Here is a 17,363-nt window from a genome sequence, read left to right as displayed (position 1 = left end):
GGGAATACGCACCATTTACTATCATTTCCATAGCTGCCAGCGCTTATTCTGAAAGCGCTAGCGGGCATTTTCATTAAATACCCTAGACCCACAGCACCGAAGGCAGCAGTGGCAAGCACCGCCCTCGTTAAGCCATCCTTCATGCCCGGTGAGCACCATCGTGGGCATGAACACCCCACTTACACCCCACGCTTTTCGGTCAGCAGCTTGGCTGGCGCTGGCCTTGGTGCTGGCGCCAGCCCATGCGGGCGACACCACAGCAGCGCTGCAAATGCAGCGGTGGAGCGATGCCTCCGGCCAGCCGGTGAATGCCGAGCGCGGGCGCCAGCTGTTCGTCAACCGCCAGGGCGGCGAATGGTCTTGCGCGTCGTGCCACGGCAACCCGCCCACGGCGCCTGCACGCCACGCCAGCACGGGCAAGGCCATTGCACCACTGGCCCCCGCGTTCAACCCCGAGCGCTTCACCAACACCGCTAAGGTGGACAAATGGTTCAAGCGCAACTGCAACGACGTGCTCAGCCGCGAATGCACCGCCACCGAAAAGGCCGACCTGCTGGCCTGGCTGCTGCAGCTGGACGCGCGCACTCCCACCCGCCCCGTCCAGAGCCAGCCATGATCCAGCACCTTCACCCATTCCAAAGAATGCCGTCCGCCTGGGCGCGCCGTGTGTGCCAACGGGCCGCGCTGCTGGCCCTGGCATGCGCCCTTCCCGCCGCCTGGGCCGACCGCCGCGAGATGCCCGCCACGGCCATGCTGCCCGCCTACCAGCAAGAGTGCGCTGCCTGCCACACGGCCTACCCACCGGGCATGCTGCCTGCCGCCTCTTGGGCCCGCATGATGAAAGGGCTGCCGCAGCACTACGGCACCGATGCATCGCTTGACCCCGCTCTGGTGCGCCAGATCGGCGTGTGGCTAGAGGCCCATGCAGGCACCTACAAGCGCGTGCGCGAGGAGCCCCCGCAAGACCGCATCACCCAATCCGCCTGGTTCGAACGCAAGCACCGCGCCGTGGCGCCCGCCACCTGGCAGCGCGCCGCCGTGGGCAGCCGCGCCAACTGCATGGCCTGCCACACCCGCGCCGACCAGGGCGACTTTGACGACGACCGTGTTCGCATCCCCCAGTGAGCCTTGCCATGACCTCTCGCACCGCACCTCCTGCTTCGAGCCCCTCCGCGTCGCCAAACACACGCACCACCACCCCCACGCGCCGGGTGGTCGATGCCACCACACGCATGCTGCACTGGCTGATGGCCCTGTGCTTCACCGGGGCCTACCTCACGGCCGACGGCGAGCGCTGGCGGCTGGTGCACGTCACCCTGGGCTACACCCTGGCAGGCTTGGTGGTGGCGCGCCTGCTGTGGGGCGTGTTCGGGCCGCGCCCGGTGCGCTTGTCTGTGCTGTGGCGCAAGCTGCAGGGGCTGCCCGCCTGGGGCAAGACCTTGGCCGCCGTGCGCTCGCCAACGGCCCTGCACGCCACTTGGCGGCCCGGCCAAAACCTGCTGATGGCGCTGGCCATGGCGCTCATCCTGGCGCTGGTGGTGCCGCTCACCCTCAGCGGCTACGCGGTGTGGCACGACTGGGGTGGCGAATGGCTGGAAGAGGTGCACGAGTTCTTCGGCAACACCTTGCTGTGCGTGGTGCTGGCCCACATCAGCCTGCTGGCCTTGCTGAGCGTGTTGCGCCGCAAAAACCAGGCCCTGCCCATGCTGACAGGCCGTGTGCCGGGCCCGGGGCCTGATCTGGCGCCGCGCAACCACGCTGCTCTGGCGGCCCTGGTACCGGCCTGTGTGATCGCCTTCTGGGCATGGCAATGGAATGCCGCACCACCCGCCCCAGCGGGGACAAACGCCCACCAGAGCGAGAATGCACCCAACAGGTACGGCATCAGGCACGACAAAAAGCACGACGACTGAAGGAGAGAACGCCCCATGCGCATCCTGCTGGCGGAAGACGATGAACTGCTGGGCTCGGGCATCCGCGCGGGCCTAGCGCAGCACGGGTTTCAGGTGGACTGGGTGCGCGATGGCATAGCGGCCGAGCGCGAGCTGGCCACCGGTGCCTACCAGGCCGCCGTGCTGGACCTGGGCCTGCCCCGGCAAGACGGCATGGAGGTGCTGCGCCAGGTGCGCGCGCGCCGCAACGCCACCCCTGTGCTGGTGCTCACAGCGCGCGATGCCGTGCCCGCCCGCATTGCCGGGCTGGATGCCGGGGCCGACGACTACCTCATCAAACCCATTGACCTGCACGAGCTGGCCGCACGCCTGCGCGCCCTGGTGCGGCGCGCCCATGGCCAAACCGATGCCTGCCTGACAGCAGGCCATGTGGTGCTGGACCCCGCCGCCCACCGGGTGCTGGCCCACGGGCAGCCCGTGGAACTGTCGGGCCGCGAGTACGACCTGCTGCACGCGCTGCTGCTGAACGCGGGCCGCGTGCTCAGCCGCGACCAACTGGAGCAGCGCCTGTACCAATGGGGCAGCGAGATCAACAGCAACGCGGTGGAAGTGCACATCTACCACCTGCGGCGCAAGCTGGGTGCCGCGCTGATCGAGACCGTGCGCGGCGTGGGCTACTGCATCCAGCGAGAGCCCACGTGAACCACGCCACCCCGCCCCGGGCCCCGCGCTCGCTGCAAACGCGCTTGCTGACGACCGTGCTGGCCTTGGTGCTGATGGTCTGGAGCCTGGCGGCCGCCCTGGCGTGGCGCGAAACCCGCCATGAAGTGAACGAGCTGCTCGACGCCCACCTGGCGCAAACCGCCGCCCTGCTGCGCCTGCAGCCGCTGGACGAACTCGATGAAAAACAACTGAACGAGGCCCCCGACCTGGACCGGCACCAGCCGCATGTGGTGTTCCAGCTATGGCACGAGGACCAGTTGCTGGCCCGCTCCGCCAGCGCGCCGCAGCAACCACTGGCACAGCGGCGCAAGCGCGGCTTTGCCGACAGCGAGGTCGAGGGCAAAGCCTGGCGCGTATTCGTCACCCCGGGGCGCGAGCGCGATGTGCGCATCCTGGTGGGCGAAAGGCAATCGGTGCGCGACGAGATCGTGCTCGCCAGCCTGACCAGCATCCTCAAGCCCCTGGCCTGGGCCCTGCCCTTGCTGGCCCTGGGCATCTGGTGGGTGGTGCGTGGATCGGTGCGGCCTCTGGGGCGCCTGGGGCAGGCCGTGGCGGCGCGGCGCCCGCAATCGCTGGCGCCGCTGCCCACGCAAGGCGTGCCGCCCGAGGTGCTGCCGCTGGTGACGGCACTGAACGATCTGTTTGAACGCACGGCCCGGCTGCTGGCCACCGAGCAGCAATTCACCGCCGATGCTGCCCACGAGCTGCGCACGCCCATTGCCGGGATTCGCATGCAGGCGCAAGTGGCCCAGGGTGCCACCGACGCCCAAGAGCGCACGCAGGCCCTGGAAGCCACCGTGCAAGGCTGCGACCGCGCCACCCGGCTGGTGGAGCAACTGCTGCAATTGGCCCGGCTGGATGCCGAATCCACCTCGACCAGCACCGGCGACGGAGACACCGGCCACAGCACCCCACTGACCGATGCAGCACGCCAGGTGGCCGCCGATCTGCAAACCACCGCCAACCGCCGGCAGCAACGCATCGTGCTGCACGAGCCCCTGGCGCCCGGATTGCTTATCCCACTGCCCGAGGCGCTGGCGCGCGTGCTGCTGCGCAACTTGCTGGACAACGCTTTGCGCTACAGCCCATCAGGGGCCGAGGTGCACCTCCACATCACCTCACCGGGCAATGGGGGGTGGGCATGGGTGCTTGGTGGTGGAAGACAGCGGCCCTGGGCTGACGCCGCAAGAACAGGCGCGCCTGGGCGAAAGGTTCTTCCGCGTGCTGGGCACGGGCCAAAGCGGCAGTGGCCTGGGATGGTCCATCGTGCAGCGCATTGCGCGCCTGCACCACCTGAGCGTGAACACCGGCACCAGCCCCACGCTGGGCGGCCTGCGCGTGGAGGTCGGGTGGTAGGCGATACGCCAACGCCGTGGCAATCGCGATGCCAGGGCGTTGGCTGAACCACAGGTCAGTGGCCCGAGCGCAGCGCGTGGGTATCCCGCGCCAGCTGGGTGATGCGGGCCCAGTCGCCCGCGCGCACGGCATCGGAGGGCGTCAACCACGAGCCCCCAACGCAACGCACATTGGGCAGCGCCAGGTAGTTGGGCGCCGTGGCCTGGCTGATGCCGCCTGTCGGGCAGAAACTGACTTGGCCAAACGGGCTGGCCCAGGACTTGAGCAGCGGGATACCGCCCACCGCCTCCGCCGGGAAAAGCTTGAGGAAAGAGAACCCATCGGCCAGCGCCGCCATGATCTCGCTCGACGTGGCCACACCGGGCAGCAGCGGCAGGTTCAGGCCCTTGCAAGCGCTGCCCACTTCAGATGTGTAGCCAGGGCTCACCGCAAAACGCGCACCCGCCTCGCTCGCACGGCGGGCATCGTCGGCATTGAGCACCGTGCCTACACCCACCACCGCCTCCGGCAGGTTGCGGGCAATCGCCTCAATAGAGGGCAGCGCGGCGGCGGTACGCAGCGTCACTTCCAGCACCTTCACGCCACCGGCCAGCAGGGCCTCGGCCAGGGGCAACGCGTCTTCCACGCGGTCGATCACGATGACCGGAATGACGGGGCCATGGCTGGCGATTTCAAGAGGGTTCATGAGTTTGTGCTCCTTGGTGTTTTCGGTGTCGGATGCCGCAAGCGGCCTACAAAACTGGCGTGACGCGATACCAGTGCCCCCGTGGAACTGGCTTCGCCAGGCCACCGGGTGCGTCCTGCTACAGCCATGTGCAGGCTCCTTGTTCGGCGCCGCCAGCATGGCGGCGAAAGTTGGTGAAGAGTTCGCGGCCAAAGCCGGTTTGCGACGGGGCGTTGTAGGGCGCGGGGGTGCGTTCCGTCCAGGTGGCGTCATCGACCAGCACATCGAGAGTACCCGCCACCGCATCGACCCGCACGATGTCGCCATCGCGCACCTTCGCCAGCGGGCCACCGGCCAGCGCCTCGGGTGTGACGTGGATGGCTGCAGGCACCTTGCCCGATGCGCCGCTCATGCGGCCATCGGTCACCAGCGCCACCTTGAAACCGTGGTTTTGCAGCACGGCCAACGGGGGCGTGAGCTTGTGCAACTCGGGCATACCGTTGGCCTGCGGGCCCTGAAAGCGCACCACCGCCACCATGTCCTGCTGCACTTCGCCCGCACTGAAGGCGGCCAGCAAGGCCTCTTGCGAATCGAACACGCGCGCAGGCGCTTCGATGATGTGGCGGTCTTCCGGCACGGCCGACACCTTGATCACCGCGCGACCCAGACGGCCTTGCAGCAGACGCAGGCCGCCTGTTGCAGAGAACGGCTTGGACGCAGGGCGCAACACGGTTTCGTCGCCCGACACCACTGGTGCGCCCTGCCCGCCTGCGGCAATCCCACCGGCGTTCACACTCATCACATCGGCGTGCATGTAGCCGCCCGCCAGCAGCTCGCGCAGGATCCACGCCGGGCCGCCTGCTGCCTGGAACTGGTTCACATCGGCATCGCCATTGGGGTACACACGGGCCAGCAGCGGCACGGCGGACGAGAGTTCGTCAAAGTCCGTCCAGTCGATCAGGATGCCCGCACTGCGCGCAATCGCCACCCAATGGATCAAGTGGTTGGTGGAGCCGCCCGTGGCCAACAAGGCCACCATGGCGTTGACGATGCAGCGCTCGTCCACCAGCTTGCCGATAGGCGTGAAGCGGTTGCCCCGCTTGCCAATGTCGAGCACCGTGCGCAGCGCCTGGCGCGTGAAGGCCTCGCGCGCCTCGGTGCCGGGCGCTTCAAACGCCGCACCGGGCACATGCAGGCCCATGGCTTCGAGCAGCATCTGGTTGCTGTTGGCCGTGCCGTAGAACGTGCAGGTGCCAGGGCTGTGGTACGCGGCGGACTCGGCCTTGAGCAGCTCATCGCGGCCCACCAGGCCTTGCGCGTACTGCTCGCGCACCTTCGACTTGTCCTTGTTCGACAGGCCTGTGCCCATGGGGCCTGCAGGCACAAACACGCAGGGCAGGTGGCCGTAGTGCAGCGCACCGATCAGCAGGCCGGGCACGATCTTGTCGCACACGCCCAGCAGCAGCGCGCCATCGAACACATCGTGGGACAGCGCTACCGCAGTGGCCATGGCAATGGCATCGCGGGAGAACAGCGACAACTCCATGCCGGGCGTGCCCTGCGTGACGCCGTCGCACATGGCGGGCACGCCACCGGCCACTTGCACTGTGGCGCCATGCTGGGCAGCCTCGTCGCGCAAAACGGCGGGGTAACTCTGGTACGGCTGGTGGGCCGAGAGCATGTCGTTGTAGGCCGTCACAACACCGATGTTGGGGGCCTTCTCGACGGTGACCTTGAACTTGTCGGAGCCCGGCAGCGCCGCGTAGGCATGGGCCAGGTTGGCGCAGCCCATGCGGTCTTGCGCGGGCTTGCGGGCGATCATGGCGTCGATGCCTGCGAGGTAGGCGCCGCGGGTGTCTGCGCTGCGCTGGACAATGCGCTCGGTCACGCGCGCTACAACTGGGTGCATGGAAGTCTCCATCGGTGGGTGGCAAGGCCCCGTGCATGGTGCCGGAGCCCGTTGTCTGAGGCCCTAGAATGTAACTCGATAACCACCCCGCTTCAACCCATGCCCCTGCAAATCCTGCCCCTGCCGCCGTCCGAACTGGGCGAGTCCCCCTTCTGGTACCCCGAGGAACAGCAGCTCTACTGGTGCGATATCCAGGGCTTTGCAGTGCATGCGTGGAGCCCCCGCACCGGCCAACACCGGCAATGGGGTTTGCCCAGCGAGCCCGGCTGCTGCGCGCCAGCGGCGGATGGGCGACTGGTAATCGGGTTACGAAACGGTTTCTATCTTCTGGATACCGCGAAGGACAGCGCAGATCCCACCGCCCTCACCTGCCTGGCCCTGCTGCCGCCCGAGCAGCACGACACCGCTGTGCTGCGCCTGAACGACGGCCGCTGCGACACCGCAGGCCGGTTCTGGGCGGGCTCGGTCATCACGCCCCGCACGGCACCCCATGCCGCGCTGTGGTGCCTGCAAGCCGATGCCAGCAGCACCACGGGCTACAGCGTGCGCCACATGGCGGGCGACAACTTCACGGCCAACGGTCTGGCTTTCAGCCCCGACAACCGCACGATGTACTGGTCCAACACGCCGGAGCATCGCATCGACCGGTTTGACTTTGATGTGACCACGGGCGCAATCACCCACCGCCGCCCCTGGGTGCAGTTTGACCGCAAGGTGGACGGCCAGCCTTACGGCGGCAGGCCCGATGGCGCGGCGGTGGATGTGGAAGGCAACTACTGGGTGGCGATGTACGAAGGCGCTTGTGTGTTGCAACTCTCGCCATCGGGTGAGGTGCTGCAGCGCATTGCAGTGCCAGTGCAGTGCCCGACCATGGTGTGTTTTGGGGGGAGGATTTGCGGACGCTGTACATCACGTCGGCACGGGCGGGGAGACCGGTGGAGGAGCAGGAGGCAGCGGTGCCAGCTGGGTCGCTATTCAAGCTACAAGTCGAGACGACAGGCCTTTCAGTGAACCAATTTCAAGAACATGCTCCGACATAGGTGAGCTTGATTGTCACTACCGACTTTCGAAAGAATCTACCAATCGGTACAACGTCTGCAGCTTTGTCGCGTCGCCCGGCGCCCCTTCCAAAATGTCAATTTCATGCCGGACAAGATGGAACTCTGCCTCGGTTCTAATTTTGCCTCGCGTGAAGATCTTTCTAAGTCGATCCTCCTCCTTCACAAGAAATTCAGGGTAATACCCAGCAGCAGCGGTGTGCCATGCCTCAGCAACCTTGGCGCGCCATTCAGGCTGAATGTCTTGAATCAACATTGGTGTCTCACGCCAACTCTGCTCGAGTCCAGCCGCAATTTGTGATGGTGTGGGCTTGGGAACTCGCTTAAATGCGTCCGAGACAAGCTCGCGAACGCCGGAGCTTAATTGAGCAAGTCTATTGGCGGACGTGTCCGGCACATCCGAGATGGCTCTTCCAAACGCTTCATAAGCGGCGCACAGCTTTTCGAGTTTGGTCATATGGTTGAGACGTCCATGTGGATAGCAGCATTCTTACTCGTGCTTTGCCACACCCAGAACGTCATAACACGCCCCCATGTTGTGATAGTCCACCTTCCCCGCATTGCTCTTCTCGTGGGTGGTGTTGAGGTTGTCGCGGTGCAGGATGCGAAACCACGCGCCGTGCTCGTGGTCCACAAAGTGGGCCCAGCAGTAGGCCCAGATGCGGTCGTACCACTGCCAGTAGCGCTCGTCGCCCGTGCGCACTGCCAGCACGGCAGCGGCAGCCATGCTTTCGGCTTGCACCCAGTGGTACTTGCCGTCGTCGCAGATGCTGCCGTCGGGCGCCATGCCGTAGTACAGGCCGCCGTGCTCGGTATCCCAGCCGCGCTCCACAGCGGCATCGAACAGGCGCTGCGCGCAAGGCAGGTGCCAGTCGGCAGGCTGCAGCGCATCGAGTTGGAGTAGCAGCTTGGCCCATTCGGTCTGGTGGCCGATCTGGTAGCCCCAGGGGCGGAAGATGTTGCTGCGGTCGTGGCGGTTGTAGTCCCAGTCCACCGACCAGTCGGCATGGAAATGTTCCCACACCCAGCCTTCGGCAGCGGGGGCGCTGGCGGCTGTGGACAACGCGGCCTGCCGCTGGCAGATGCCTTGTGCGAGCTGCTCGGCACGCTCGATGTAGCGGCGCTCGCCCGTGGCGCGGAAGGCGGAGATCATGGCCTCGCAGGCGTGCATGTTGGCGTTCTGGCCCCGGTAGCTGGTCAGTTGCCAATCGGGGCTGGCCTCGTCGGCATACAGGCCTGCGGCGGGTTGCCAGAAATGTTGTTCGGCAGTGTCAAAGGCCTGGGCGAGCCATTCGCGGGCTTCGGGCACTCCGACCTCAAAGGCGCGGGCGTAGGCCAGCATGACAAAGGCCATGCCGTAGCAGTGGCGCGTGGCGTCTTGCACGGTGGCGCGACCGCCCTGCCAATCGATCAGCCATGCGTAGCCGCCCGTGGCGGGGTCGAGAAATGCATTGCGCAGAAACTGCAGTGCATGCCGCATGCCCGCCTGGTAGCGCGCCTCGCCCGTGGTGCGGTAGAGCATGGCGTGTGTGACCACAAAGCGGGTGGCGCTGACGAGGTGGCGCGTGCGGGGGTTGTAGACCGTGCCGTCGTCCAGGAAGAAATGAAACTGGCCGCCCGTGGGGTCGGTGGCCACGGGGTTGTAGAACGCCATGGTGTCCTGCAGGTGCTGGCGCAGGAAAGCGGGGGAGCGGAAGTCCGGTGCGGTCGCGGTCATGGCGGGAGTCTCCTGATCCGTTCGGGCTGAGCTTGTCGAAGCCTCGCGCAGCGCTTCGACAAGCTCAGCGTGAACGGATGTTTATTGATAGATGATGCTTGCAGGCAGATGCGCAGCGCTGGGCTTCGACAGGCTCAGCCCGAACGGACGGGATGGACGCATAGCGCATCAATCCACGCTGCGCAGCAGGCCCAGCCAGCCAGCGGTGGAGCTGTCGAGCCCCGTCGCATCGCCGCTGTCCAGGCGCGTTTCCAGGTCTTTGGCCAGCACCTTGCCCAGCTCTACGCCCCACTGGTCAAAGCTGTTGATGCCCCACAGGCTGCCGCTCACAAACACGCGGTGCTCTTGCAAAGCGATCAGCGCGCCCAGCGAGGCGGGGTTGAGCGATTCGAGCAGCATCAGCGTGCTAGGCCGATTGCCCGGAAAGTGGCGCTGGCCATCGTCGCTGGCCTTGCCCACCATCAGCGCCTGCGTTTGGGCCAGGGCATTGGCCAGCACCTTTTTCTGGTGGCCGGGCAACGGGTGCGAGGCTTTGCGCACAGCCACGATTTCCAGGGGCAGCACATCGGTGCCTTGGTGCAACATCTGGAAGAACGCATGCTGGCCATTGGTGCCAGGCTCGCCCCAGATGGCGGGCGATGTCGCGCAAGCCAGTGTGCTGCCATCTTGCGCCACGCGCTTGCCGTTGCTCTCCATCTCCAACTGCTGCAGGTAGGCCGCATACCGCCCCATAGATGCGTGGTACGGCGCCACGCAGCGGCTGGTAAAGCCGTGGAAGTTGCGGTACCACAGGTCCAGCAGCCCCAGTCGCACGGGCAGGTTGCGCGCCAGCGGTGCGGTACGAAAGTGCTCGTCCATGGCATGCCCGCCCGCCAGGAAATCGCGAAAGCCTTGTGCGCCCACCGCAATGGCCAGCGGCAAGCCAATGGCCGACCATAGCGAGTAGCGGCCGCCCACCCAGTCCCAAAAACCAAAGGTGGTGGTGATGCCCAGCGCGCGGGTGGCTTCCAGGTTGGTCGACAGCGCCACAAAATGCCGCGCCACATCGCGCCCGCCCTGGGCGGCAAACCACGCCAACGCCGAGTGCGCATTCATCATGGTCTCGGCCGTGGTGAAGGTTTTGGAAGCCACCAGGAACAGCGTGCTCTCAGGACGCAGGCCCTGCAGCACATGGTGCAGCTCGTGCCCGTCCACATTTGAGACAAAGTGAAAGCGCTTGCCCGGCGTGCGGAACTCGTCCAGCGCACGCACCGCCATGTGCGGGCCCAGGTCCGATCCGCCGATGCCGATGTTCACCACATCGGTGATCGATGCGTCGCTGCGCACCTGCTCGGCAAACGCGAGCATGGCGTCCAGCGTGCGATGCACATCTGCCAGGCGCTCGGGGGTTTCTGGCACATCACCGGGCAGCACCACACCCGCTGGGCGGCGCAGCAGCGTGTGCAGCACGGCGCGGTGTTCGGTGGTGTTGATGGGCTGGCCAGCAAACATGGCGTCGCGGTGGGCTTCCAGCCCCGTGGCGCGGGCCAAATCCAGCAAAAGCGCCTCGGTGCCCTGGTCCCACAGGTTTTTGGACAGATCGGCAAACACATGCGGCGCAGACTGGCTGAAGTGGGCAAAGCGGCCTGCATCGGCCGCAAAGGCCTGGCGCATGTCCAGGGCACGGCCCTGGGCGGTGAAGTGGGCCTCCAGCAGGGGCCAAGGTGCAGTCTGATCGCAACGGGTGGGCATGAACGTCATGTCGGCTGAAGATTGAAAAGCGCCGCGATAGTAACTTGATTACACAAAAAAGCGCTGATTTTCGAGATTCTTTCTGGTTACAAAAGACTGCAATCCAGAGATAGAGGGTGCAAAACGATGTAACGTGATTACAATTCCGAGCAACAAAACGATCCACCCATCACGGAGACACCATGAGTTTTGACCTCGTCCTGTTTGGCGGCACTGGCGACCTCGCCTGGCGCAAGCTCATGCCCGCATTGTTTCAGGCATTTCGGCATGGCACGCTGCCCGAGGGCGGGCGCATTATTGCCGTGGCGCGAGACGATCTGAGCGACGAACAATACCGCAGCCTGATCCAGTCACGCTTTGACGCGGTGGAACTGGCCAAGCGCCCCACACCGGACGAGTTTGCCCGCTTTGCCGCGCTGCTGCATTACCTGCGCATGGACCTGTCCAAAACCCAGGACTACGAGCGCCTGGCCGAGGTGCTGAAGGCACGCGGTGCGGAATCCGTGGTGATGTATGTGGCCACCGCCCCCAGCCTCTTCACCAACGTGTGCGAGCAAATCGCCGCCGTTGGCCTGAACGGTCCCACCACCCGCGTGGTGCTGGAAAAGCCGCTGGGCCACGACCTGGCCTCCAACCAAGCCATCAACGACACGCTGCGCCGCGTGCTGAAAGAAGAACAGGTCTTTCGCATCGACCACTACCTGGGCAAGCCCTCGGTGCAGAACCTGTTTGCGCTGCGCTTTGGCAACGCGCTGTTCGAGCCCCTGTGGCGGCGCGAGACGATTGCCAACATCCAGATCACCATTGCCGAAGAACTGGGCGTGGAATCGCGCGGGGCCTTTTACGACCAGACCGGCGCGCTGCGCGACATGGTGCAAAACCACGCACTGCAACTGCTGTGCGCCATTGGCATGGAGCCGCCCATCAACTCGGGCGCGACAGCCATCCGTGACGAAAAGCTCAAGGTGCTGCAAGCCCTCAAGCCCTGGACGCTGGAGACCATTGGGCAGCATGTGATCCGTGGGCAGTACGCCGCAGGCATGCACCAGGGCCAGAGCGTGCCGGGCTACGCGCAAGAAAAAGGCGTGCCCGCCAGCAGCAGCACCGAAACCTTTGTGGCGCTGCGCACCGAAATCCTGAACTGGCGCTGGGCCGGTGTGCCGTTCTACATCCGCACCGGCAAGCGGCTGGCGGGGCGCGACGCGCACATCGTCATCAACTTCCGCCCGGTGCCGCACCCCATCTTCAAAACGCCCGTGGGCGCAGCCAACCGGCTGGTGATCAACCTGCAACCCAAGGACGGGCTGGAGCTGCACCTGATGGCCCAAGGCGCGGCCCAACACCAGACCGAGCCTGCCCTCTCGCAAGTGCATCTGAACCTGGACTTTGACCAGCGCTTTGGCGCAGAGCGCGTGGGCGCCTACGAGCGCCTGCTGCTGGACGTGATCGCCGGGCGCCTGAACCTGTTTGTGCGCAGCGACGAGCAGGAAGAAGCCTGGCGCTGGGTGGAGCCCATCCTGCAGTACTGGAAGAACGACCCCGCAGGCCCCCGCCCCTACGCCGCAGGTAGCTGGGGCCCCCGCGCCGCCAGCGCCATGATTGCGCGCGATGGCAATTGCTGGAGCGAGGAGATGTAGGACATCCCCCTGAGGCGCTTCGCGCCTTCCCCCTTCTCTCGAATTGCCGTGCAATTCGGGAAGGGGGACGCAGCCAGTGCGGCGGGGCGGCCCTTGCACGGCTGCCGCTGGCACTACCCGCGCCGTATTCACATGCAGTGCAATGCCCACACCAATGCCCCCCGAACGTCATCACTTGGCGAGGTGGAGCGGCCCACACCTATATCGACTGAGGCCCCACCAACTCAATCGGCAACCCATCCGGGTCTGCCAAAAACGTGAACAGCGCGCCAGTGAACGGGTCTACCCGCACGGGCTCCACCGCCACACCATGCTGGGCCAGCTGCGCCACACAGGCCTGCATGTCGGCCACGCGCAAGGCCAGGTGGCGCAGGCCGCAGGCCTCGGGGTAGGAGGGGCGCGGCGGCGGCGCGGGGAAGGAGAAAAGCTCCAGCTGCGTCCCGTCGGGCAGCTGCAAATCGAGCTTGTGCGACTGGCGCTCGGCACGGTACGTTTCGTGCACCACAGGCAGGCCCAGCACCTGCGTGTAGAAGTGCTTGGAGCGGGCGTAGTCCGAGGCAATGATCGCTACGTGGTGGATGCCCGCGATCTGCAACGACCGGGGTGATGAACCCGCCATGGCGCTCACTCTGTGCCTGCGATGTCCAGCGCGCGCGCGGCGCCGTGCAATGCGGGGGTGGCCGTGGGGTCGATGATCCAGCACGGAATGCCGGCCAGGTACGACTGAAAGCGCCCCTTGGATTCGAACCGCGCGCGGAACGAGGATTGGTCGAACCAGGTGCCCAGGCGCGGCACCATGCCGCCGCCCAGGTACACACCGCCCCGCGCCCCCAGCGTGAGGGCCAGGTTGCCCGCCACGCTGCCCAGAAAGCCGCAGAACAAGTCCAGCGCCTCCAACGCCAGGGCGTCGTTAGATTGCAGGGCCAAATCGGTCACCTGGGCGGCCGAGCTGATCTCTTTGCCGCCGCGCTGTGCCAGCCTGCGCAGCGCGTGGTACAGGTCTACCAGCCCGGCGCCGCACACGGCGCGCTCGGCAGACACATGGCCGTAGCGCTCTTGCAGGATGGCCAACACATCGAACTCGCGCTGCGTTTGCGCGGCCAGCGTGACATGCCCGCCCTCGCCCGACAGCGGCACACCGTGATTGGCCCCCGGCGGGAACACCAGGCCCGAGACCCCGAGCCCCGTGCCCGGGCCCACCAGCGCAATGGCGCTGCCTGCCACGGCCGCACCGCCGCCCACCTGGCGCAGTTGTGCGGGGGCCAGCGTGGGCAGGGCCAACGCCAGCGCGGTGAAGTCGTTGATGACCACCAGGCGCTGCAGGCCCAGCGACGCCTTCAACGCGCTTTGCGAGAAGCACCAGCTGTGGTTGGTCATGCGCACCTCGTCGCCCGTGACCGGGTTGGCAATGCCAAAGGCGGCCTCGCGCGGGGGGCGGATGTTCACCTCGGCCAGATAGGCGGCAATGGCAGCATCCACCGTGGGGAACTGGGCGCAGGGCAGCACGCGGGTGTCGTGCAGGGGGCCATCGGGCTGGTCTTGCCAGGCCAGGCGGATGTTGGTGCCGCCGATGTCGGCCAGCAGGCGCAGGGGAGTCATGCGGTAATTTAAGTAAAAACGGTCTCTAGCGCTTACTCAATAAGCGCTAGAAGCTATTATTTTCATAGCAATTGAGCCGAGATTGCGAAGACAGAGGACATGCCGACCGACATGCCCTGCCTGTCACGCCAGGCGATTTTCGCTGCTGGCATCAAACCAGTGGGCGTTGGCGGGCTCTACCGCCAGGCCGACAGCGTCGCCGGGCTGCACACGGGTTTGGGCGTCGGTGCGCAGCGTGACGCTGCCTGCAGCGGTGTCCACCATCACGTAGGTGTCGGGGCCGGTGGGCTCGACCACGCTGACCTTGCCACGCCAGGGGGCGCTGTCTTGCATCACCAAGTGCTCAGGGCGCACGCCCAGCAGCACTTCGTTGGCGCTCGATGCTGGCGGCGCCAGGTTCAATGCCGCACCCTGGATGCCAAACTGCCCGCCCGTGGCCGCACCGCGCAGCAGGTTCATGGTGGGCGAGCCGATGAAGGTGGCCACATAGGTGTTGGCCGGGCGGTTGTAGATTTCGTCGGGCGTACCCAGTTGCTGCACCACGCCGCCCTTCATCACCGCGATGCGCGAGCCCAGGGTCATGGCCTCAACCTGGTCGTGTGTCACGTACACGCTGGTGATACCGCTGGCCTGGTGCAGGCGCTTGATCTCGGCGCGCATCTCCACACGCAGCTTGGCGTCGAGGTTGGACAGCGGCTCGTCAAACAGGAACAGCTGCGGCTGGCGCGCGAGCGCCCGACCCATGGCCACACGCTGGCGCTGGCCGCCCGAAAGCTGGCTGGGCCTGCGGTCCAGCAGGTGGCTGATCTGCAGCATGGCCGCCACTTCGTCGATGCGCTTTTGGCGCTCGGCCTTGGGCATCTTGCGCATCTCCAGCGCAAAGCCGATGTTGTCGGCCACGCTCAAGGTGGGGTACAGCGCATAGCTCTGGAACACCATGGCGATGTCGCGGTCGCGCGGGGGCATGCCCACCACGTTCTTGCCACCGATGCGGATCTCACCCTCTGTGGGCTCATCAAGCCCCGCAATGATGTTGAGCAGCGTGGACTTGCCGCAGCCCGAGGGGCCGACCAGGATGAGGAACTCGCCAGGCGCGACGTGGATGTCCACCTTGCGCAGCACCTCCACGCTTTTTTCGCCTTTGCCAAAGCGCTTGTTGATGCCTGCAATGTCGAGGGATGACGCCATGATTTCTTACTCTCTTAACCTTTGACGGCGCCAGCCGTCAGGCCGCGCACAAAAAACTTACCGGCCAGCACATAGATCACCATCGTGGGCAGGCCCGCAATGATGGCAGCGGCCATGTCCACGTTGTAGGCCTTCACACTGCTGCTGGTGTTGGCCAAGTTGTTCAGGCCCACGGTGATGGGCTTGGAGTCGGTGCCCGAGAACACCACACCGAACAGGAAATCGTTCCAGATGTTGGTGAACTGCCAGATCAGCGTGACCATGACGATGGGCGTGGACAGCGGCAGCACGATGCGCCAGAAGATCTGGAAAAAGCTGGCCCCATCCATGCGCGCCGCGTTCACCAGTTCCTTGGGGATGGCCGCGTAGTAGTTGCGAAAGAACAGCGTGGTGCCTGCCAGGCCCGCCAAGCAATGCACCAGCACCAGCCCGGTGATGGAGCTGGACAACCCCAGCCAGCCCAGCACCTGGCTCATGGGCAACAGCACCACCTGGAAGGGCATGAACACGCCAAACAGCAGCAGGCCAAACAGCGTGTCGCTGCCGCGAAACTTCCACAGGCTCAGCACATAGCCATTGAGCGCGCCCCACACGGTGGAGATCATCACCGCTGGCACGGCCATGGACACCGAGTTCCAAAAGAACGGCCGCAGGCCATTGCAGTCCACTCCCGTGCAGGCACTGGACCAGGCGGTGAACCATGCTGACCAGTTCAAGCCACCCGGCAGGGCCAGCAGCGAGGTCGATCGAATTTCTTCAGCATCCTTGAACGACGTGACCAGCATGGCGTACATCGGCAGCAGGAAGAACGCCACCGCTACGGCCAAGACGCCATAGACCAGCATGCGCCCCACGGACGGAAAAACAGATGAAGGCACTGAGGGATTAGCGGTCATGGGGTTTGCTCCGCAGTTCGCTGTACAGGTAAGGAATGACCAAGGCCGCGACGGTGGCCAGCATCATGGTGGCGCTGGCCGCGCCCAGGCCAATTTGCCCGCGCGAGAACGACATGGTGTACATGAAGGTGGCAGGCACATCGGTGGCAAAGCCAGGGCCGCCCGCCGTCAGCGCCATCACCAGGTCAAAGCTCTTGATCGCCAAGTGCGACAGCACCATGAGCGTGGAGAAAAACACGGGCCTGAGCGCGGGCAGCACGATGCGCCAGTAAATGCGCGGCAGTGAGGCGCCATCGACCTGCGCGGCCTTGATGATGCTGTCGTCAATGCCGCGCAGCCCGGCCAGGAACAGCGCCATGGCAAACCCGGCGCTTTGCCAGATGCCCGCAATCACCACGCAGTAGATGGCCATGTCGGTATCGACCAGCCAGCCAAATTCAAAGTTCGTGAAGCCCCAGTCACGCATCAGCTTTTCCAAGCCCATGCCGGGGTTGAGCAGCCACTTCCAGGCCGTGCCCGTCACCACAAACGACAGGGCCATGGGGTACAGGTAGATGGTGCGCAGTGCGCCTTCAGCGCGGATCTTCTGATCGAGCAGCACGGCCAGCAGCACGCCAATGAGCAGCGAGCCCCCCACATAGCCCACGCCAAAAATACCCAGGTTCTTGAGCGCGACCCACCAACGGTCCATGGCCCACAGCTTGTCGTACTGCGCCAGGCCCACCCATTCGTAATTGGGCAGCATGCGCGAGGCCGAGAAGCTGAGCACCCCGTTCCACACCATGAGCCCGTAAATAAACGCGAATCCCAGCACAAAGGCTGGCGCTACCACCAGCTTGGGCAGCCAGGTTTCAAAGGAATTCTTCATTGCCTACCGAATCTCTAAAGACTTACGCAAATCGGGATGCCACATCAGCCCCACCTTGCAGCGAACGGCTTGCTTGAGCCCTGTTTTGCGAGAGCCATGTCTCTGTTGCATACACCAACGTCCAA

16 protein-coding genes and 2 pseudogenes are annotated in these 17,363 nt (G+C 65.4%); 8 read left to right on the top strand and 10 right to left on the bottom strand.

Features of this window, described 5'->3' with window-relative positions; genetic code table 11:
* Positions 1-166 precede the first annotated feature (166 nt).
* The 6 genes and pseudogenes from CLU88_RS19225 to CLU88_RS23560 all read left to right on the top strand — a co-directional run bounded on the left by CLU88_RS19225 (position 167) and on the right by CLU88_RS23560 (position 3,971).
* Positions 167-616, top strand: a complete 450-nt coding sequence (locus CLU88_RS19225; RefSeq protein ID WP_099659016.1) for a DUF1924 domain-containing protein — start codon at positions 167-169, stop codon at positions 614-616.
* A gap of 26 nt (positions 617-642) precedes the next feature.
* Positions 643-1,125 (top strand): diheme cytochrome c, encoded by a 483-nt coding sequence (locus tag CLU88_RS19220; RefSeq protein ID WP_099657969.1) that lies wholly within the window; start codon positions 643-645, stop codon positions 1,123-1,125.
* An 8-nt stretch (positions 1,126-1,133) separates the two neighbouring features.
* Entirely contained in the window at positions 1,134-1,913 is a 780-nt protein-coding gene (locus CLU88_RS19215) for a cytochrome b/b6 domain-containing protein (protein WP_099657968.1), read from the top strand.
* A gap of 15 nt (positions 1,914-1,928) precedes the next feature.
* Complete coding sequence (locus CLU88_RS19210) at positions 1,929-2,594, top strand: response regulator transcription factor (protein ID WP_099657967.1); 666 nt, start codon at positions 1,929-1,931, stop codon at positions 2,592-2,594.
* A 74-nt stretch (positions 2,595-2,668) separates the two neighbouring features.
* Positions 2,669-3,421, top strand: a pseudogene (locus CLU88_RS23350) (sensor histidine kinase N-terminal domain-containing protein); the annotation flags it as partial.
* 115 nt (positions 3,422-3,536) lie between these two features.
* Complete coding sequence (locus tag CLU88_RS23560) at positions 3,537-3,971, top strand: ATP-binding protein (RefSeq protein WP_369827698.1); 435 nt, start codon at positions 3,537-3,539, stop codon at positions 3,969-3,971.
* A 55-nt stretch (positions 3,972-4,026) separates the two neighbouring features.
* On the opposite strand, the gene eda is transcribed toward CLU88_RS23560, so the two are convergent.
* Positions 4,027-4,656, bottom strand: a complete 630-nt coding sequence (gene eda, locus CLU88_RS19200) for a bifunctional 4-hydroxy-2-oxoglutarate aldolase/2-dehydro-3-deoxy-phosphogluconate aldolase (RefSeq protein ID WP_099657966.1) — start codon at positions 4,654-4,656, stop codon at positions 4,027-4,029.
* 118 nt (positions 4,657-4,774) lie between these two features.
* Complete coding sequence (gene edd, locus CLU88_RS19195; protein ID WP_099657965.1) at positions 4,775-6,544, bottom strand: phosphogluconate dehydratase; 1,770 nt, start codon at positions 6,542-6,544, stop codon at positions 4,775-4,777.
* 99 nt (positions 6,545-6,643) lie between these two features.
* Here edd and CLU88_RS19190 point away from each other — a divergent pair.
* Positions 6,644-7,584, top strand: a pseudogene (locus CLU88_RS19190) (SMP-30/gluconolactonase/LRE family protein).
* Positions 7,585-7,600: 16 nt separating this feature from the next.
* On the opposite strand, the gene CLU88_RS22880 reads toward CLU88_RS19190, so the two are convergent.
* From CLU88_RS22880 to pgi, 3 genes are all read right to left on the bottom strand, one after another.
* Positions 7,601-8,059, bottom strand: a complete 459-nt coding sequence (locus CLU88_RS22880) for a hypothetical protein (protein ID WP_143226049.1) — start codon at positions 8,057-8,059, stop codon at positions 7,601-7,603.
* A 33-nt stretch (positions 8,060-8,092) separates the two neighbouring features.
* Positions 8,093-9,319, bottom strand: coding sequence for an AGE family epimerase/isomerase (locus CLU88_RS19180; protein ID WP_099657963.1), 1,227 nt, complete (start codon positions 9,317-9,319; stop codon positions 8,093-8,095).
* Between the two features lie 168 nt (positions 9,320-9,487).
* On the bottom strand, positions 9,488-11,050 hold the full coding sequence (pgi, locus tag CLU88_RS19175) for a glucose-6-phosphate isomerase (protein WP_099659015.1): 1,563 nt from the start codon (positions 11,048-11,050) through the stop codon (positions 9,488-9,490).
* Between the two features lie 182 nt (positions 11,051-11,232).
* On the opposite strand from pgi, the gene zwf reads away from it, so the two are divergent.
* The gene (gene zwf, locus CLU88_RS19170; protein ID WP_099657962.1) at positions 11,233-12,687 is read left to right on the top strand and encodes a glucose-6-phosphate dehydrogenase; all 1,455 of its coding nucleotides are present in this window, start codon (positions 11,233-11,235) and stop codon (positions 12,685-12,687) included.
* A 199-nt stretch (positions 12,688-12,886) separates the two neighbouring features.
* On the opposite strand, the gene CLU88_RS19165 is transcribed toward zwf, so the two are convergent.
* From CLU88_RS19165 to CLU88_RS19145, 5 genes are all read right to left on the bottom strand, one after another.
* Positions 12,887-13,306, bottom strand: coding sequence for a VOC family protein (locus CLU88_RS19165; RefSeq protein ID WP_099659014.1), 420 nt, complete (start codon positions 13,304-13,306; stop codon positions 12,887-12,889).
* A 5-nt stretch (positions 13,307-13,311) separates the two neighbouring features.
* Positions 13,312-14,286, bottom strand: coding sequence for a glucokinase (locus CLU88_RS19160; protein ID WP_099657961.1), 975 nt, complete (start codon positions 14,284-14,286; stop codon positions 13,312-13,314).
* Between the two features lie 123 nt (positions 14,287-14,409).
* Positions 14,410-15,474 carry an ABC transporter ATP-binding protein gene (locus tag CLU88_RS19155; protein WP_099657960.1) on the bottom strand — a complete coding sequence of 355 codons (1,065 nt, stop codon included), beginning with the start codon at positions 15,472-15,474 and terminating at the stop codon, positions 14,410-14,412.
* 14 nt (positions 15,475-15,488) lie between these two features.
* On the bottom strand, positions 15,489-16,370 hold the full coding sequence (locus tag CLU88_RS19150; protein ID WP_099657959.1) for a carbohydrate ABC transporter permease: 882 nt from the start codon (positions 16,368-16,370) through the stop codon (positions 15,489-15,491).
* A complete protein-coding gene (locus CLU88_RS19145; protein ID WP_099657958.1) occupies positions 16,360-17,238 on the bottom strand; it encodes a carbohydrate ABC transporter permease in 879 nt (292 codons plus the stop codon). Before CLU88_RS19145 ends, CLU88_RS19150 begins: the two co-directional genes overlap by 11 nt.
* Between the last annotated feature and the right edge of the window lie 125 nt (positions 17,239-17,363).

Origin of the sequence: Acidovorax sp. 56, assembly GCF_002749705.1 — a bacterium.
GTDB lineage: Bacteria > Pseudomonadota > Gammaproteobacteria > Burkholderiales > Burkholderiaceae_C > Acidovorax.
This window is presented reverse-complemented; position numbering and strand designations above follow the sequence as displayed.

What these genes read in the sequence shown, in the direction of transcription:
- CLU88_RS19220 (WP_099657969.1), top strand. Translation starts at nt 643, where the DNA reads ATGCCGTCCGCCTGGGCGCGCCGTGTGTGCCAACGGGCCGCGCTGCTG.
- CLU88_RS19225 (WP_099659016.1), top strand. Translation starts at nt 167, where the DNA reads ATGAACACCCCACTTACACCCCACGCTTTTCGGTCAGCAGCTTGGCTG.
- CLU88_RS19210 (WP_099657967.1), top strand. Translation starts at nt 1,929, where the DNA reads ATGCGCATCCTGCTGGCGGAAGACGATGAACTGCTGGGCTCGGGCATC.
- CLU88_RS22880 (WP_143226049.1), bottom strand. Translation starts at nt 8,059, where the DNA reads ATGACCAAACTCGAAAAGCTGTGCGCCGCTTATGAAGCGTTTGGAAGA.
- edd (WP_099657965.1), bottom strand. Translation starts at nt 6,544, where the DNA reads ATGCACCCAGTTGTAGCGCGCGTGACCGAGCGCATTGTCCAGCGCAGC.
- eda (WP_099657966.1), bottom strand. Translation starts at nt 4,656, where the DNA reads ATGAACCCTCTTGAAATCGCCAGCCATGGCCCCGTCATTCCGGTCATC.
- CLU88_RS19180 (WP_099657963.1), bottom strand. Translation starts at nt 9,319, where the DNA reads ATGACCGCGACCGCACCGGACTTCCGCTCCCCCGCTTTCCTGCGCCAG.
- CLU88_RS19155 (WP_099657960.1), bottom strand. Translation starts at nt 15,474, where the DNA reads ATGGCGTCATCCCTCGACATTGCAGGCATCAACAAGCGCTTTGGCAAA.
- pgi (WP_099659015.1), bottom strand. Translation starts at nt 11,050, where the DNA reads ATGCCCACCCGTTGCGATCAGACTGCACCTTGGCCCCTGCTGGAGGCC.
- CLU88_RS23560 (WP_369827698.1), top strand. Translation starts at nt 3,537, where the DNA reads ATGCAGCACGCCAGGTGGCCGCCGATCTGCAAACCACCGCCAACCGCC.
- CLU88_RS19165 (WP_099659014.1), bottom strand. Translation starts at nt 13,306, where the DNA reads ATGGCGGGTTCATCACCCCGGTCGTTGCAGATCGCGGGCATCCACCAC.
- CLU88_RS19215 (WP_099657968.1), top strand. Translation starts at nt 1,134, where the DNA reads ATGACCTCTCGCACCGCACCTCCTGCTTCGAGCCCCTCCGCGTCGCCA.
- CLU88_RS19150 (WP_099657959.1), bottom strand. Translation starts at nt 16,370, where the DNA reads ATGACCGCTAATCCCTCAGTGCCTTCATCTGTTTTTCCGTCCGTGGGG.
- zwf (WP_099657962.1), top strand. Translation starts at nt 11,233, where the DNA reads ATGAGTTTTGACCTCGTCCTGTTTGGCGGCACTGGCGACCTCGCCTGG.
- CLU88_RS19145 (WP_099657958.1), bottom strand. Translation starts at nt 17,238, where the DNA reads ATGAAGAATTCCTTTGAAACCTGGCTGCCCAAGCTGGTGGTAGCGCCA.
- CLU88_RS19160 (WP_099657961.1), bottom strand. Translation starts at nt 14,286, where the DNA reads ATGACTCCCCTGCGCCTGCTGGCCGACATCGGCGGCACCAACATCCGC.